Here is a 14,814-nt window from a genome sequence, read left to right as displayed (position 1 = left end):
TTATGTGAACTTTGGGGGTTCAAAAACCCAGATATAACAACAAAGAAAGCGAACAATTTGAGTTTGTTCGCTTTCTAAACTGCTTGAGTCTATCTATTTGATTGAGAATCTCTTGCAAAACCAATTAATCAAATAAACCTTTTGTCACTTATCAAGACTTGATATACACCAAAGACTACTGCCGAAACAATGCCTACATATACCCATATCGCTGTAGTGAGGTTCAGTTCTGGCATGACAAAGGAGGTCGAAAGGCTATTCCAAAGGTGTGTCAACGCAACAAAAAGCACCTTCATTCCTTGGTGAACATAAAGATAAATGACCATCGCCACAGTGCAAAGTATCATCCATACCGTATTCAAATACTTTATTCTTGACTGCGGAATGCGTCGCATCACGCTGCGAGAGAAGCCTCGATTCTCTATCTCGGGCAGCGAATTGGCTTCAAAAAAGCGTTCAATCAACTTTTCATCGATATTATTTTCTGTCATATCCATTATGCTTTAGATAGGTGGTTAGTTTCTGTTTGCCTCGCGAAAGATGGCTTTTTACAGTCCCTTCTGTCATGCTGGTAATCTCTGAAATCTTAGCAATGGCCTGCCCTTCAAGCAGTCGAAGTGTGATGCAAAGACGCTCTTTGTCTGACAAAATGCAAAGTGCCTGCTGCAAATCAAGCTTCAAACCACAGTCAACGCCATTGGCTTTCTGTCCCAACATGCTTGGACTTTCGATGTTATCTGTAGGTTTTCTACATTTCATATAATCGTAAAAGGTGTTATATGCAATGCGATACAGCCATGTAGAAAAGCTGGAAAGTCCCCGGAAACGCGTGATATGAGTGTATGCTTTGACAAAGGTGTCTTGGGCAAGGTCGTCACTCAACTGAACATCTCCCCCGGTTTGAGCGAGAAAGAAACGCCGTATAGGCGACTGATATTTCACAACCAATCGGTCGAAAGCCTTTCGGTTGTGAAACACAGCCACCTGCGTTACGAGAGAGATATCGTCTAATTGTTTCACGCTTTATTTGTCTTGAGGATGAGTTTCGTCATTGTTTGAAGCCTCTTCTGCGTCTTTTTCTTCCGTAAATTCAGGCATTTCATCTGAGAAATCATCATGCGTTTCCGTGTCTTTCTTACGAGAAGTCTTCACAATAATCATCTGTCCAGCCCCCATACAAAGTATCAACGCACCTACACCGATAAGCTCTTCAGCACCCAAAAAGGCGAAAAGGAACATGAGTCCAAGTCCTGTTGCGGCCGTCTTTACCCCACGTTGCCATTGCTGTTCATTCGAATAACGATATTGAGCCTGTGACTTCACGACGGAAGGAATAGGGCGTCCGCTCTCAATGGCTTTCTCTGTAAGCATCACTTTATCGTTATGTTTGCGGATGAGATAACGCAAAACAAGAACTATAATGATAAAAGGGGCGATGAGAAAGAGGAAGACTAACACCACAATCAATAAGGCAAAGATAACTGCTCCAATACCCAATGTTCCCGTGACTGCCTTTAAGAACCATGGCGTATCATTCCAATCGTTGCTATAAACAGCTGTACCTGAGGTGTAAGTCGTATCTACTACCGCTGTATCTTCAGTCGCATCATCCGTTGAAGTAGTGTCAGAAAAGGCTTCGATGCCCTTATCCTTGGAGTTCTTGTCTGCCGTTTGAGCAGCTTGAGTAGAAGACTTTGCAGTGTGATGAACCGCTTCTGTGCGTGGCGTATGCCTATGATACTTAGCCATTGCGCCAGGAACCGTTCCGAATGTTAGCACGAACAATAGTGCAATTAATGTTTGTTTCATATCCATTTCTTTTTTAATTATTTCTGCTTTTTAGACGAACCACTTTATGGTTTAGTTGCAAAGGAACAAAAAAATTTTTAATTTTGCATGGTAGAACAAGACAACTGACGATGAAACTACCTAAAGAGTTTACAGCATATACGCGAGAATTAATGGGTGAAACGTGCTTCACAGCCTTTGAAAACGCAATGAATGAAGACGTTCCGGTCAGCATTCGACTGAATCCTTTCAAGCTCAATAGCACGCAAGTGAGCATAAAGGACAAGGAAACGGATGTGCCTTGGTGTCGTGATGCAATGTTTTTGAAATCGCGACCAAACTTCACTTTCGACCCTTTCTTTCATCAAGGACTCTATTATGTGCAAGAGGCGGCGTCGATGTTTGTAGCTCATGTGATTCGCGAAGTGGTCAAACGTCCCATACGAATGCTTGACCTTTGTGCGTCACCCGGTGGAAAATCCACTTGCTCCTATGCGGCTTTACCTGCCGGAAGCATGCTTTTTAGCAATGAACCGATACGCCAACGGGCGAACATTCTAAATGAAAACATATTGAAATTTGGGGTTTCTGATATCGTGGTTACAAACAATTATGCACGCGATTACCAGCAAAGCCGACTACAATTTGATGTTATTCTGACCGATGTTCCATGCTCTGGAGAAGGTATGTTCCGTAAAGATGCAGGGGCAATTGACGATTGGAGTGTGAAGAAAGTTGAGGAATGTGCGCGCCTGCAACGTGAGATTGTGCGCGATATTTGGCCTTGTCTCAAGCCGGGAGGAGTGTTAATCTATTCTACTTGCACCTTTAATGCGCACGAAAATGAAGAGAATGTTGCATGGATAGCAAAGGAATTAGGTGCCGACTTCATAGAGATTTCAACAGAAAAGGCGTGGAATATCACAGGAAGTCTTGTGGACGAGCACCCTGTTTACCGCTTTATTCCTGGGCGAACTCGTGGAGAAGGGCTCTTCATGGCTGTACTTCGGAAACACGGAGAGGCTGAAGTAATGTCTGAAGAGAAGCGCTTGAAGGAGATAAAGACTATCAATGAGAAGGATTTAAAAAGGCTACATGTGTTGTCACATGGGCCACTTCCCGACATAATAAAAGGCAAACAGGCCATTCCCGACCAATCAAAAGCCCTCTCAGTAGCAGCTGATTTAGAGAACTATCCACACGTTTCGGTAGATCTTCAGCAAGCCATTGCCTACTTAAGGACTGAGGCTATCACGCTGACTTCTGATGCTCCGCGAGGTATAGTGTTACTCGTTTATCGTGGTTTTCCACTTGGTTTTGCAAAGAACTTAGGGAATCGCGCGAACAATCTCTATCCACAGGCGTGGAAAATTAAAAGTTCTCACATTCCAAATGATAACAATATAGTGATAGAATGACGCTCTCTCTTATTGCAGCTGTAGCCAAAAATCGAGCCATCGGCTATCACAACAAACTGCTGTTTGCCATCAAAGAAGATATGGAACATTTCAAACAATTGACTATGGGCCATGTGATTATCATGGGACGCCATACGTTTGAATCGTTGCCGAATGGGGCTTTACCGCATAGAAAGAATATTGTTATCAGCAAATCACAAATGGTTTTCAAAGGCTGTACACGTGTTTCATCATTTGAAGAAGCTTTGTCCATGTGCCAAAAAGAAGCAGAAGTGTTTGTAATTGGAGGTGAACAGGTGTATAAAGAAGCCATTTCACAGGCTGATAAGCTGTATTTAACGGAGATAGATGCCTTACCTCAGCAAGCAGATGCCTTCTTTCCAGCTTATGACGACTGGCAACTTGTGGCTAAAGAAGAGCATAAAAAAGGCAAAAGCAAGTCACTTGCCTTCGCCTTTTCTATTTATCATAGGTGCTAAGTGAACACCTTTGCACCTATATTATAGTTATCTCATCTCGGGAAAGAATAGAGATGAGCATTCAATCCTTAAGCTTTTTCGTCGTCATCATCGTCATTATCTTCGTCCACTTGAATGTCGGCGATTGGCAATTGACGGTCAATGAGCATACTAAATGATATGATTGTTTCACTACGTGATAGCCCTAAAGGCTGCAATTTGTCGTGAATAATCTGCATCATATGGTGATTATTGCGCGCGTATAGCTTGATAAAGAGATCCATTCCACCTGTAGTTGTGTGACATTCTACTACTTCAGGGATACGTTTTAAGGCATCAACCACGAGGTCATGCTTCTCTGGATTCTTCAAGTATAAAGCGATATAAGCGCACGTTTCATAACCAATCTTCTCGGGATCTATAATAAATTGTGAGCCCTTTAGTACGCCAAGTGAAGTTAATTTCTGTATACGTTGATGGATAGCTGCCCCACTTACATTACAGGCGCGCGCTACTTCAAGGAATGGAATGCGTGCATCCTCAGAAACAAGTCTAAGGATTTTCTTATCCAGTAAATCTAAATTATGATGTGACATGTTATATATTAATTTGCTTGCAAAGTTAGTATATTCGTTCGAATATTGCAACTTTATTTCTAATATAATGATAGATTGTTAGCTGATTTCACTTAAATTAGTGCTTCGTTTCTATCGCAGAGTAATTTATCTTCAATGCTTTTGCTTGACGAAGTGCCTGTTTTACCTCATTAATAACACTCATTTTTGTTGCTTTATCGGCTTTAATGGAGACTGTCATCAACTGTTGATCCTCAGGAGAAAGACTGCTTTTTTCTGCTGAAATGTAATCAATGATTTCGCGAGGTGTTACATATTTATCGTTCAACTGAATGCAAGAACCATCAAAAATAAAAGCCTTTGCAGGATAATGGGCATTAGTTGGCCGCCCAATATGAATGTAACTAACGGCCGATTTCTTTGTTAAGCGCGTGAGTTCTGTACCTTGTGGCACTCGATATTGTACCTTAAGAGTTTCCTTTCTCATGTGGGTTACTATCATGAAAAAGAACAAAACAGAGAATATTAAGTCAGGAAGTGATGCGGTGTTTAAGCCTGGCATCTCATTAGAATGATGTCGAAACATACTCATTTTGAACCTCCTTTCTGCGCCGTTCCATAAGTTTCAGCAACTCGTTGAGGACAAAGTGTCCGCAATTGCTCGCGTTGTTGCGCTGTGAGTTGTTGGTAAGAGCGACCAAATTTGGCTTTAGCGGTGCGGTCACGCCATGTGTGATAGGCAGTAACAAGCGCATTTTGAACGTGAAAATAAGCATCATAACTCGACTCAGGATTAGCATCTAAGGTGATGAGATGATTCTTTCCACGTGCTGTAATGAATTGAATAAGGCTTAAAGGAAGCTGTTTTTGCGTCATCGGTTTACCGTCAACAAGCAACTGATTCCGTGCCGTTATCTTGATCTCCAACAGCCGTTGGCGATTCACTTCAGTCTCATTTTGTTGCTGTTTGTGCTCCGCTGGCGGCAATTGTCTTGATAATCCCTTATCAATATCCATGGAAGAAGCCACCAAAAAGAATATCAACAGCATGAAAGATATGTCTGCTGTAGACGTAGTATTCAGTCCCGGTACACTATGTTTCCTATGTTTAAACATGCTCACTTCTTTGCTCCTCTGTAATATTTTGTAGCTCCATAGATCACCGAACCTATGGCAATGAGTAACAATATGACTGAAGTATAGATGAACATATCAGCTGTTTTCAGCCAAAACCAATCGCCATAAGGATGTCCATTGACGCGCATGGCACGACCAGATGATAGGAGAAACGACACGATTACAATGCCAACAGTACCTAAAACAACGCTCCGTGAGATGCGAGCGGCAGGCACATTGTTCTCTATTCCATTACCCCCGCCACGCAAACGATAAACACTTCGCACAACAGCCCATATCGAAAGACCTAATGCAAGCAATGCCAACAGTGGCATAAATATCAACAATAAGTCAGTGAAAAGAGGCGCATTGAAACTCGGATTGTCTGCAAACGGATGGTCATATCCCACACAATAGAACAACAAAAACACCAAAACTGTGAGCGATATCAATAGATAAAGCACACGTTGTGATATCTTTTCCGTTGGCCAATGCCTTATATTGCTCAGTCTTAACATTCTTTCTTCAACTTATATTTCATCACAATATCCAATAAAGAGATAGCACTTTCTTCCATTTGTGACGTGATGTGTTCAATCTTTGAAAGGATATAATTGTAGAATATCTGTAGAATCAGCGCCACAATAATACCAAATATGGTCGTCAGTAAAGCCACTTTCATACCCGAAGCCACGATAGTTGGGCTGATGTCTCCAGCCGTTTGAATCTGATCAAAGGCCATAACCATGCCGATAACTGTACCTAAGAATCCCAAAGAAGGAGCCATAGCAATGAACAAAGTAATCCAAGAGCAACCCTTTTCTAAGTTGGATGACTGCACCGAACCATAGGAAACAACAGACCGTTCGATGTTATCTATACTCTCGTTTATACGTTCTAAACCTTGGAAACAGATAGAAGCGACAGGCCCACGAGTATTCCGACACAACGCTTTTGCACCCTCAATATCACCTTGCATGATGCTATTGTCGAGGTCATTCATAAACTTTTTCGCATTGATTTCAGACAAACTGAGATATATAATGCGTTCAATACAGAAAGCAAGTCCTATGACTAAGGCCAAAGCTACAAGCGACATAAAGCCTGCATCGCCTTCAATGAACTTGGTTTTCAAGGCTTGATGGAAGCCCTCGCTGGTCACTCCATCACCTAATAACGCACTACTGTCTGCCGCAGCCTCATCCAATTGCGCTGCAAGGGCATCGTCATTTGCCGATGAATCAACTGCCGTTGTATCTGCTTTTGCTTGTTTTACACTCTTGTTCTGTGCTGTTACAGGGCCCCAAGACATGGCTGTTAGCAGCAAAAGCAGGACAATACGTGCCATAAAATGTTTCATCTTTATTTCTGTTTATTATATTTTTGTGAATATACGCTTTACATTTTCTTCGGTCACACGCGCCACTTCATCAGCTGAAACCCCATAAACTTCAGCCAACTTCTCTAATACCAACCTCACAAAAGCACTTTCATTGCGCTCTCCACGATGTGGAACGGGGGTCATATATGGGCTATCTGTCTCTAAAACGATACGCTCAAGAGGGACTGAAGCAGGTAAATCCTCACGCAGATGACTACTCTTAAACGTCAACACTCCACCGATTCCAAGTGCAAATTTGTCAAATTGTAGCAGCTGTTCTGCCTCTTTTTGATTGCCCGTGAAGCAATGAAAGACTCCTCCAACAAGTTGCTTTTCATAACGTTTCAAGATGTGTACCAACTCATTTTGAGCCTTCCGGCAATGTATCATCAATGGAAGTTGCGACTCAATTGCCCATTCTACCTGTGCTTCAAAAGCCAAAAGCTGTTGTGATTCGAAGGTTCTGTCCCAATAAAAGTCAAGTCCTACCTCACCAATGGCTATGAAATCAGCATCATTAAAGTGTGACTTTATCTTGTTAAGCTGGTCCTTCCAGTCTGCCTTTACCTCCTCGGGATGCAATCCTATCATAGGATAAGCATAGCCAGGGAACTGCCGACACACGGCAACAACACTGTCTACAGACTTCAAGTCAATAGCAGGAATGAACACACGCCCTACTCCTTGCTCCTTCGCACGACGGATTACATCGAGCAAATCGTCCTTAAACTCGTCGCCATCTAAATGTGTATGTGTATCTGTAAATATCATTTTTAATATAAATGTTCCTCGTTTCGTCGATAATAATAAATCACTCCACACTTCCGACACTGCTCAAACCTTACCTCGGGAGGTTCATTTTGGAAGTGCGCCTCTATCTGATTCCACAGTTCAAGAATGATTTCGTCGACCTTAGGACGTAGTTCTTGCACCTTTTCTAAAGCCATCTGCGTTTGCTGTTTCAATCTAAGCTGCTGCTCGTATGCCTCATTAAAGATATCAAAATGCGTCGAAACCATACCAATAGTTGGGCTATATATGGCTCTGCCTCCTTGCGAAAGGCGTTTCTTTTCGCCCTCTATTATCTTGGGTCCCCAATAAAGTAATCCCTCAACCGATTTGAGATTGGCAGGCAAAGCCGTTGTCGTCTCTTCCAAACCATATAGCTTCAGCTGAGTCTTTCGTATCTCTCCACGCTCTACTGCCATAAGCAATACCTGGATAAAATGAACGACATACATCATCGCTTTGCATTGAGGTTTCTCCACATAAGGTGCTCTTCGCGTCTGCACTTGCAATTGAAGAGCATATTGATTGACTGCTGTCTTGAGCTGATTGTAAGCAGGTTGGGCTGCATTCATCGTCTTCCAGTCGATAAATCTACCATTAACAGTGTAGAGACTATCGCTATCAAGCAAGGTCTTTAATGCCTTAAGTCTGCTTGCATCCGTTTTAGGTAATCGTCTATAGGGCATGATTTACGTCTTGAAATAGGCTCAATTAATACGTTCTGTGCATCATATTTTGAACATAATGCCGCAATTCTGTCTTGCGTTTATCGTCAACTTGCACAACATCAAGATACTTTTTACTTTCTTCAAAGAAATGGGTTATCTGCTCATTTGCCAGCTTATCGACACCCACCTTATTATATATAGCCGTTACTGCGGCCACTTTCTCATCGTTGTTAAACGTTTCTGCCTCCATCCAATGCTGCAGTTCTCGGCGCTGTTCGCTATTAGCCAAGTTGTAAGCATTAATGAGCATGTAGGTCTTTTTATTGCAAATGATGTCTCCTCCAATCTTCTTTCCAAAGACTTTCGGGTCGCCATAGACATCAAGATAATCGTCTTGAAGTTGAAAAGCAAGTCCTATTTGCTCACCAAACTTATATAAATAGTCCTGATCTTGCTTTGAAGCACCCGCCAAAATAGCCCCAATCTTGAGCGCACAAGCCAGTAACACGCTCGTCTTTAGACGTATCATCTCGATATATTCAGCTTCAGTGACGTCGTTACGAGTTTCAAAATCCATGTCGTATTGCTGCCCTTCACCAATCTCTAAGGCTGTTTCGGTGAAGGTATGAAGCACATCTGACAAATAGATTTGACTGCATTGAGCGATACGTTCATAGGCAAGAACCAACATAGAATCACCGCTAAGAATCGCTGTATTGGCATCCCATTTACGATGAACTGTTTCATGTCTGCGCCTCATCTCAGCGTTATCCATGAGGTCATCGTGTAATAAGGTGTAGTTATGATAGGTTTCTAATCCGCACGCCGGCATGAGAATAGACTCTACATCGTCTTTAAACAGCCCATAAGCCAATAGCATCAACACGGGCCTTATACGCTTTCCACCCATTGAAAGCACATATTTCACGGGGTCATACAGGCCACTTGGCTTGCGGTCATACCTTAGCTTGCTTAGAAAGTCGTTGACTTTCACTAATAATTCATCAGCATTCATGTTATAACTTAAAGTTTATCGGAATCGCAAACAGCGTCCGACAAGGTTTATTTTTGTCTATACCGGGCTTCCATTTTGGCATCATTCGCACAACACGTAAAGCCTCTTGATCAAGCAAAGGATCGACACTTCGCTCCACCTTTTCATTCGTTATAGACCCATCTTTGTTGATAATAAACGACACAACGACCTTGCCTTCAAGGCGCTGTTTCTGTGCCAACACGGGATAATGTAAGTTCTTTGTGAGCCACTTCATAAACTCAACCATGCCTCCCGGGAATTCAGGCAGCTTCTCAACAATGCGGAAATGCAATGGGTTATCATTCTCGTCAACAGCTACCTGAGATTGAGCTGTGGTGGTGTTTGGCTCATCTTGCGTGTTCGTACGCACGTTTTCACCTCCCACTCCCTGGGTCATATCGCCATTATTCGGACTAATTTTATCGCCCAACTTAGGGTTTCCATCAACAGCTTTGAGTTTTTCGGTAACCGCATGTGAGGCAGAACCCGATGCAACCGAAATCATATCGCGCGTATCCATGGCTGGCATGAGCTCGATATCTTGGCTCATATCATCGGTTGTTTCATTGTTGTGCTCGTCTGATGTGGGTGCAGAGGTATACTCAAAACTCACATAAAGCAAAGCCAACACAAACACTAACCCCAACAGAAAGTTTGTTATCCGCTGGTGTTCCAAGTCTGCTTGATATGATTTTTTTTCTCCACGCTGTGCAAAATCCATTTTCTTTCGCCACGGCTGATAGCTGATTCACTCACCACCACTAACACATTGTTATTCAATGTGTTTCAGATAGCCGTACAAACTACGCCATTTCGTCTCACAAAATGCCTCATTTTATCGTGTAATTAAGGCCATTTCATCCACTAAAATGACGCAAATCAAAAGCCTCTTTAAGGCTGTTCAAGTGCTCACCCCATTGATAAGGTGTTCACATTACCAGCAAAGGGCTTCACATTGTAAGGCAAAATTAATGCTTATATTTGAAAAAAAACGTATCTTTGTCGAATAATTAGGAAAATTAAATGAAAATAACTGCATTCGCACTTCTATTAATTCTAAGCGTGACTCCATCCAAAGCGCAGGATAGTCAGACGGGATTTAACTTCCTAAGACTACCAGTTAGTGCCCACGCGGCAGCCATTGGAGGAGACAATATCACGATGATTGAGGATGACGAAGCACTCATTTTCAACAACCCTTCGTTGCTTTCGAGCGTCTCAGATAAGTCAATCAACCTCAACTTTATGCACTATATGCATGGTGCAAACATGGCAAGTGCGGCCTTCAATCGTAACATTGGAGAGCATGCTTCATGGGCTTTATCGGCGCAATATCTTGATTATGGCAAGATGAAAGAGGTTGATGCAGACAACGTTCAAACGGGAGAATTCAACGCAAAAGATATCTCTTTGGCAGGTTATTTCTCGTATATGCTCGCCGAAAAGCTTGCTGGTGGCATCGCAATGAAGGTCATAACATCCTATATTGGAGACTATAACTCCATCGCAATGGGTGTCGATTTAGGACTTAATTACTATGATAGTGACCATGAATGGAGCGTCTCTTTAGTCGCTAAAAACCTTGGAGGACAACTCAAATCTTACGTTGATCGATACGACAAAATGCCTTTAGATGTTCAGTTAGGAGTTTCAAAACAGCTCACGAGTACACCGATAAGGTGCTCTGCAACGATAGTAGACATGAACCATTGGAACTACAAACTAATCGATCATCTCATAGTAGGCGCCGACGCATATCTATCAGAAAGCTTCTGGATTGGACTCGGATATAACTTCCGAAGAGCACATGAGATGCGCATCTTCGACACATCTGGTGAGGCAAAAAGCCATGGGGCGGGCTTCAGTATGGGTGCAGGCTTGAACTTAGAGCGGTTCAAACTCAACCTCGCTTATGGCAAATATCACGTTAGTAACAATTCAATCATCATCAATATTGCATATACTTTATGAAGAAAATCACTATCGCCATTGATGGTTTCTCGTCATGTGGCAAGAGCACTATGGCCAAAGATCTGGCTAAACAGTTAGGATATATCTATGTAGATACAGGCGCAATGTATCGTGCAGTGACGCTATTCGCCATGCAACATGGGCTCTTCAATGCCGACGGCAGTGTCAAAACACAGGACCTTCAGCAACAAATGAGCCATATAAACATAACGTTTAAGTTCAACAAACTCACGGGAAGACCAGACACTTATCTTAATAATGAGCTCGTAGAAAGCAACATTCGAACGCTTGAAGTGAGTAATCACGTGAGCCAGGTTGCTGCAATTCCCTTCGTGAGAGAAGCCATGGTAGCGCAACAACAGCGTTTAGGTAAGGACAAAGCTGTAGTGATGGACGGACGAGATATAGGCACTGTGGTGTTCCCTGAGGCTGAGTTGAAGGTGTTTGTTACGGCATCTGCTGAGGTAAGAGCACAGCGCCGATATGATGAACTCAAAGAAAAGGGCATGCCTGCCGACTTTAACGACATTCTGAAAAACGTCGAAGAACGCGATTATATCGATAGTCATCGCGAGGTAAGTCCATTGCGTAAGGCCCCCGATGCAATCGAATTAGACAACAGTCACATGACCATTGCCGAACAAAGTGACTGGCTTATGAAGCTGGTTAAAGAGAGAATCGGTGAATAGAAGCATGAAACAAATCATGAAAATGTTGCTAACAATCTATTCATTACTATCAGAACATAAAACAATATAAAATGAAATAGGATTTCTACCATTATAGATTGAGTAGAAATCCTATTATTTTTATCCTATAAGTAAATAGAAAATAGGTCACAAAACCTATCGTGAAGCGCAACGCTTCCACGCACTTACTCGTTCACAATGACGCCACCACGGGGCTGAACGATTACCTTCAACAAGCCATTTTTACCTATTTTCTGTCGTTTCATGCCAGGAGTGAGCCACAAAGAACCTGCTTTTTTCGGGCCATCTGCATACACTTTGACTTCCTTTCCGGCAAACATTGGGAGATGAAGTGTCATGGAAATAGGTTGCTCTTCGGCACTAATGGCAGCAGCATACCACTTTCCTTCCGTTGTCTGTCGAGCCACAGCAAAGTGTTTTCCGGGGTAACCTGCAAGGAAACGAAGGTCTTTCCACGTTGTTGGTACTTGCTTTAACCATTCCTTTTCGAAGTCAGGCAGCCCCTCAAGTGCATTGGGTGTCAACGCAACGCAATTCACACTACATTGATTTGTGATTGCCGTTGCCATCTCAAAGATGTCACCTGTGAACCTCTGATGACGGCTTTTGTTGTCCTTACTCATGTGATGATTCATCAAGATTCCACCCCAATCAAAGGCTGCAACGGCATTCCTTGTAAAGGGATATAAGGCTAATTGGAACGCCTCTTGACGTGCAAAGTACTCCGTAAAGTACACATTTTCGCTCGCCAATGCAGCCTCATTAGCGATAAAATTGGGGTACATTCGCTCCCAACCCCTTGGTAAAGTGCAGCCATGGAAGATGACTTGAAGTCCATATTCGTTAGCATCGCTGAGGATATCTTGAAAGAGTTGCAAGATTTCTTGCTTGTCACCACCGAAGAAGTCGACTTTAATGGCCTTCACACCTATCTGCTTCATCCACGCCATGTCACGCTTTCGAGCTATCGAATTGCTCATAATGTTGCGGGGACCTTGCGGTGCATCGTTCTCCGTTCCATTGCTGTTATACCACAATATCAAACTAACTCCTTTGCTCTTTGCATAGTTTGCTAACGCCTCTATACCCTTTCGACCAATTTGTTTGTCCCAAAGTGCATCGACAAGTATGTACTCATAGCCCATTGTTGAAGCCACATCAATGAACTTTTTCTGGTCTTCATAGTTACAACTTTCATCCATCCAAAGGATCCAACTCCATGTATAGCGCCCGGGTTTATAGTCATTTTGTGTAGTATAAAGAGGTTCAACGACGTCATAAGGAATGGTTGTTTCCACGATGGGTTGCAGCGAATTACCAACTGTTATCGTGCGCCATGGCGTGCTACTTGGTAGGGGAATAGAGGCAAACTCGCTACCAAACCCGTTGTTTTCTCCTGCTTGTGGGTAGGCAATATGATATCCTTTCGTGGGCTCATATTCGGATAATCGGCAGCCGGGATAACTCGAAGAACCAGTCTCTGAGATAAGAATCCACGTGTTGTTTCCTTTATTTGGAATCCGAAACAGACAGGGAAAAGTATATCCTACGCCATATTTCGACTTGTCAGTAAGGCGTGCATCGGGGACAAACTCCTCCTCATAACTCGGTTTAGTGCGTTGCCATCCCGACATAGGTTGTATTTGTGGCGTCATAAAAGTACGCGTTTCGTCGGGGAAATTGAAACTACTCGTCTCTCCATATACAACTGCACATCTTGGGTTTTCATCCTTTACAGGCAATAAGGTATAGCGATACGCCACATCATTATTAGCAATATAAAATGTAATCTGCAACGGATAACCTTTATCATTGACTAATTTCAGTGTCAACATTGTGGCCTTTTGGTCTACATGTGCACGCTTTGTGCGCGTCATATCATATACAGTTTGTACCGCCTTTTCAGTGGCTTCAACAATCTTCATGCCTTGTGTGAAGTCACCATAATCAGCTTTCAGTCCCAACTTTGAAGGCTTTATCACCTCCAATCCATCATAGTTCAGTGTATAAGTTGGCTGTCCACCATCGTCTCTCACCGTGAGATGGAGCCGTTTATCAGGCGAAAAGGCCGTGTGTTCTGATGCAAAAACAAAGGTAGTGAGGCTCAAAGCCCATAGCGACAAAAGGAGTTTCTTCATGTAAGAGTAATAAAATTGTTTCGGTGATACAAAGATAAGACTAAATTTAAGAATGGCAAATGGTTTGCAAAGAAAAATCTTTCACAGCAAGACAAAAAGCAAAAAGAGACCTTAAACATATCGCTCCATCAAAGGAAATAATAGAAAGAGATAGCTGATTTATGTAAAAACATACTACCATTTTTAACACTTTGCAATGACATCAAATAGAGATAGAATTACAAGAAAACAGGAATCTCTCCGCCCTTTTAATGACAAAGCAAGACGATTTGAATCACCTTACATCCTAAAACGACCCACTTTGCCTCACTATTTGCTTCAAATCACACGCTAAAATGCACTAAATAGAGATACAAATTAGTACATTTTGCGTCATTTTCTATCGTTATTTCAGGATACCTTTCAACACATTTTATCTAACTTTCTGATAATCATTGCACTGTAAAACGCATAAAATAGCAATCATTTCCAGCAGAAATACACTTCAAAACAGGCGGCCTTAATTTTATGAAACCTATTGTAAAGATAAATCAAATCCTTTAACACATCTCGCGTTCCCATATAAAACGTGTTCTCAAAGCGGTTGAACCAAGAACATAATGCTTTGATTGCTAACAGCCAAAGCACCTTAATGGGCTAAAAAAGAAAAAGCCCCGACGACACGTCGAGGTTTGTTTCTTCATAACATGTTGGTTTGTTTTGTTTCTAAATAGTTTTTTGTTTTTTGAAAATCAGTGTGATATTCATTATCATCTAAGCGCAAAAT

17 protein-coding genes are annotated in these 14,814 nt (G+C 42.3%); 4 read left to right on the top strand and 13 right to left on the bottom strand.

The window, feature by feature from the left end; all coding sequences use genetic code 11:
- Positions 1 to 128: 128 nt before the first annotated feature.
- Genes HMPREF9145_RS02405 through HMPREF9145_RS02395 form a run of 3 tightly spaced genes read right to left on the bottom strand, consistent with a single transcriptional unit; the run spans position 129 to position 1,809 of the window.
- A complete protein-coding gene (locus HMPREF9145_RS02405) occupies positions 129 to 491 on the bottom strand; it encodes a DUF5056 domain-containing protein (RefSeq protein WP_021824531.1) in 363 nt (120 codons plus the stop codon).
- Positions 478 to 1,020 carry an RNA polymerase sigma factor gene (locus tag HMPREF9145_RS02400; protein WP_021824599.1) on the bottom strand — a complete coding sequence of 181 codons (543 nt, stop codon included), beginning with the start codon at positions 1,018 to 1,020 and terminating at the stop codon, positions 478 to 480. The genes HMPREF9145_RS02405 and HMPREF9145_RS02400 overlap by 14 nt, the downstream gene beginning before the upstream one ends.
- A 3-nt stretch (positions 1,021 to 1,023) precedes the next feature.
- On the bottom strand, positions 1,024 to 1,809 hold the full coding sequence (locus tag HMPREF9145_RS02395) for a DUF6249 domain-containing protein (protein WP_021824698.1): 786 nt from the start codon (positions 1,807 to 1,809) through the stop codon (positions 1,024 to 1,026).
- 110 nt (positions 1,810 to 1,919) lie between these two features.
- On the opposite strand from HMPREF9145_RS02395, the gene HMPREF9145_RS02390 reads away from it, so the two are divergent.
- Entirely contained in the window at positions 1,920 to 3,206 is a 1,287-nt protein-coding gene (locus HMPREF9145_RS02390) for a methyltransferase RsmF C-terminal domain-like protein (RefSeq protein WP_021824684.1), read from the top strand.
- A complete protein-coding gene (locus HMPREF9145_RS02385; RefSeq protein ID WP_021824767.1) occupies positions 3,203 to 3,685 on the top strand; it encodes a dihydrofolate reductase in 483 nt (160 codons plus the stop codon). The genes HMPREF9145_RS02390 and HMPREF9145_RS02385 overlap by 4 nt, the downstream gene beginning before the upstream one ends.
- Positions 3,686 to 3,753: 68 nt before the next feature.
- On the opposite strand, the gene HMPREF9145_RS02380 is transcribed toward HMPREF9145_RS02385, so the two are convergent.
- From HMPREF9145_RS02380 to HMPREF9145_RS02340, 9 genes are all read right to left on the bottom strand, one after another.
- Positions 3,754 to 4,260 (bottom strand): Lrp/AsnC family transcriptional regulator, encoded by a 507-nt coding sequence (locus HMPREF9145_RS02380; protein WP_007134291.1) that lies wholly within the window; start codon positions 4,258 to 4,260, stop codon positions 3,754 to 3,756.
- 97 nt (positions 4,261 to 4,357) lie between these two features.
- Positions 4,358 to 4,831 (bottom strand): ExbD/TolR family protein, encoded by a 474-nt coding sequence (locus HMPREF9145_RS02375; RefSeq protein WP_021824617.1) that lies wholly within the window; start codon positions 4,829 to 4,831, stop codon positions 4,358 to 4,360.
- Complete coding sequence (locus tag HMPREF9145_RS02370; RefSeq protein WP_036906238.1) at positions 4,828 to 5,355, bottom strand: ExbD/TolR family protein; 528 nt, start codon at positions 5,353 to 5,355, stop codon at positions 4,828 to 4,830. The genes HMPREF9145_RS02375 and HMPREF9145_RS02370 overlap by 4 nt, the downstream gene beginning before the upstream one ends.
- 2 nt (positions 5,356 to 5,357) lie before the next feature.
- Complete coding sequence (locus HMPREF9145_RS02365; RefSeq protein ID WP_021824584.1) at positions 5,358 to 5,873, bottom strand: hypothetical protein; 516 nt, start codon at positions 5,871 to 5,873, stop codon at positions 5,358 to 5,360.
- On the bottom strand, positions 5,867 to 6,715 hold the full coding sequence (locus HMPREF9145_RS02360) for a MotA/TolQ/ExbB proton channel family protein (protein WP_021824712.1): 849 nt from the start codon (positions 6,713 to 6,715) through the stop codon (positions 5,867 to 5,869). The genes HMPREF9145_RS02365 and HMPREF9145_RS02360 overlap by 7 nt, the downstream gene beginning before the upstream one ends.
- Positions 6,716 to 6,730: 15 nt before the next feature.
- Positions 6,731 to 7,507: a TatD family hydrolase gene (locus HMPREF9145_RS02355; protein WP_021824791.1), complete on the bottom strand. Its 777-nt coding sequence runs from the start codon at positions 7,505 to 7,507 to the stop codon at positions 6,731 to 6,733.
- Positions 7,508 to 7,509: 2 nt separating this feature from the next.
- A complete protein-coding gene (locus HMPREF9145_RS02350; protein ID WP_021824747.1) occupies positions 7,510 to 8,211 on the bottom strand; it encodes a hypothetical protein in 702 nt (233 codons plus the stop codon).
- A 25-nt stretch (positions 8,212 to 8,236) separates the two neighbouring features.
- The gene (locus HMPREF9145_RS02345) at positions 8,237 to 9,208 is read right to left on the bottom strand and encodes a polyprenyl synthetase family protein (protein WP_021824614.1); all 972 of its coding nucleotides are present in this window, start codon (positions 9,206 to 9,208) and stop codon (positions 8,237 to 8,239) included.
- A gap of 1 nt (position 9,209) precedes the next feature.
- On the bottom strand, positions 9,210 to 9,950 hold the full coding sequence (locus tag HMPREF9145_RS02340) for an energy transducer TonB (RefSeq protein WP_021824692.1): 741 nt from the start codon (positions 9,948 to 9,950) through the stop codon (positions 9,210 to 9,212).
- A gap of 302 nt (positions 9,951 to 10,252) precedes the next feature.
- Here HMPREF9145_RS02340 and porQ point away from each other — a divergent pair, with 302 nt between their 5' ends.
- Both porQ and cmk read left to right on the top strand, forming a co-directional pair.
- Positions 10,253 to 11,200 carry a type IX secretion system protein PorQ gene (gene porQ / locus HMPREF9145_RS02335; RefSeq protein ID WP_021824647.1) on the top strand — a complete coding sequence of 316 codons (948 nt, stop codon included), beginning with the start codon at positions 10,253 to 10,255 and terminating at the stop codon, positions 11,198 to 11,200.
- Complete coding sequence (cmk, locus tag HMPREF9145_RS02330) at positions 11,197 to 11,889, top strand: (d)CMP kinase (RefSeq protein WP_021824696.1); 693 nt, start codon at positions 11,197 to 11,199, stop codon at positions 11,887 to 11,889. Before porQ ends, cmk begins: the two co-directional genes overlap by 4 nt.
- A 185-nt stretch (positions 11,890 to 12,074) precedes the next feature.
- On the opposite strand, the gene HMPREF9145_RS02325 is transcribed toward cmk, so the two are convergent.
- Positions 12,075 to 14,048 carry a glycoside hydrolase family 97 protein gene (locus HMPREF9145_RS02325; RefSeq protein WP_021824523.1) on the bottom strand — a complete coding sequence of 658 codons (1,974 nt, stop codon included), beginning with the start codon at positions 14,046 to 14,048 and terminating at the stop codon, positions 12,075 to 12,077.
- Positions 14,049 to 14,814 lie beyond the last annotated feature (766 nt).

It is taken from the genome of Segatella salivae F0493, assembly GCF_000477535.1.
In the GTDB taxonomy this organism is placed as follows: Bacteria; Bacteroidota; Bacteroidia; order Bacteroidales; family Bacteroidaceae; genus Prevotella; species Prevotella salivae.
The sequence above is the reverse complement of the archived record's forward strand: the minus strand, read 5'-3'. Positions and strand labels throughout refer to the sequence as shown.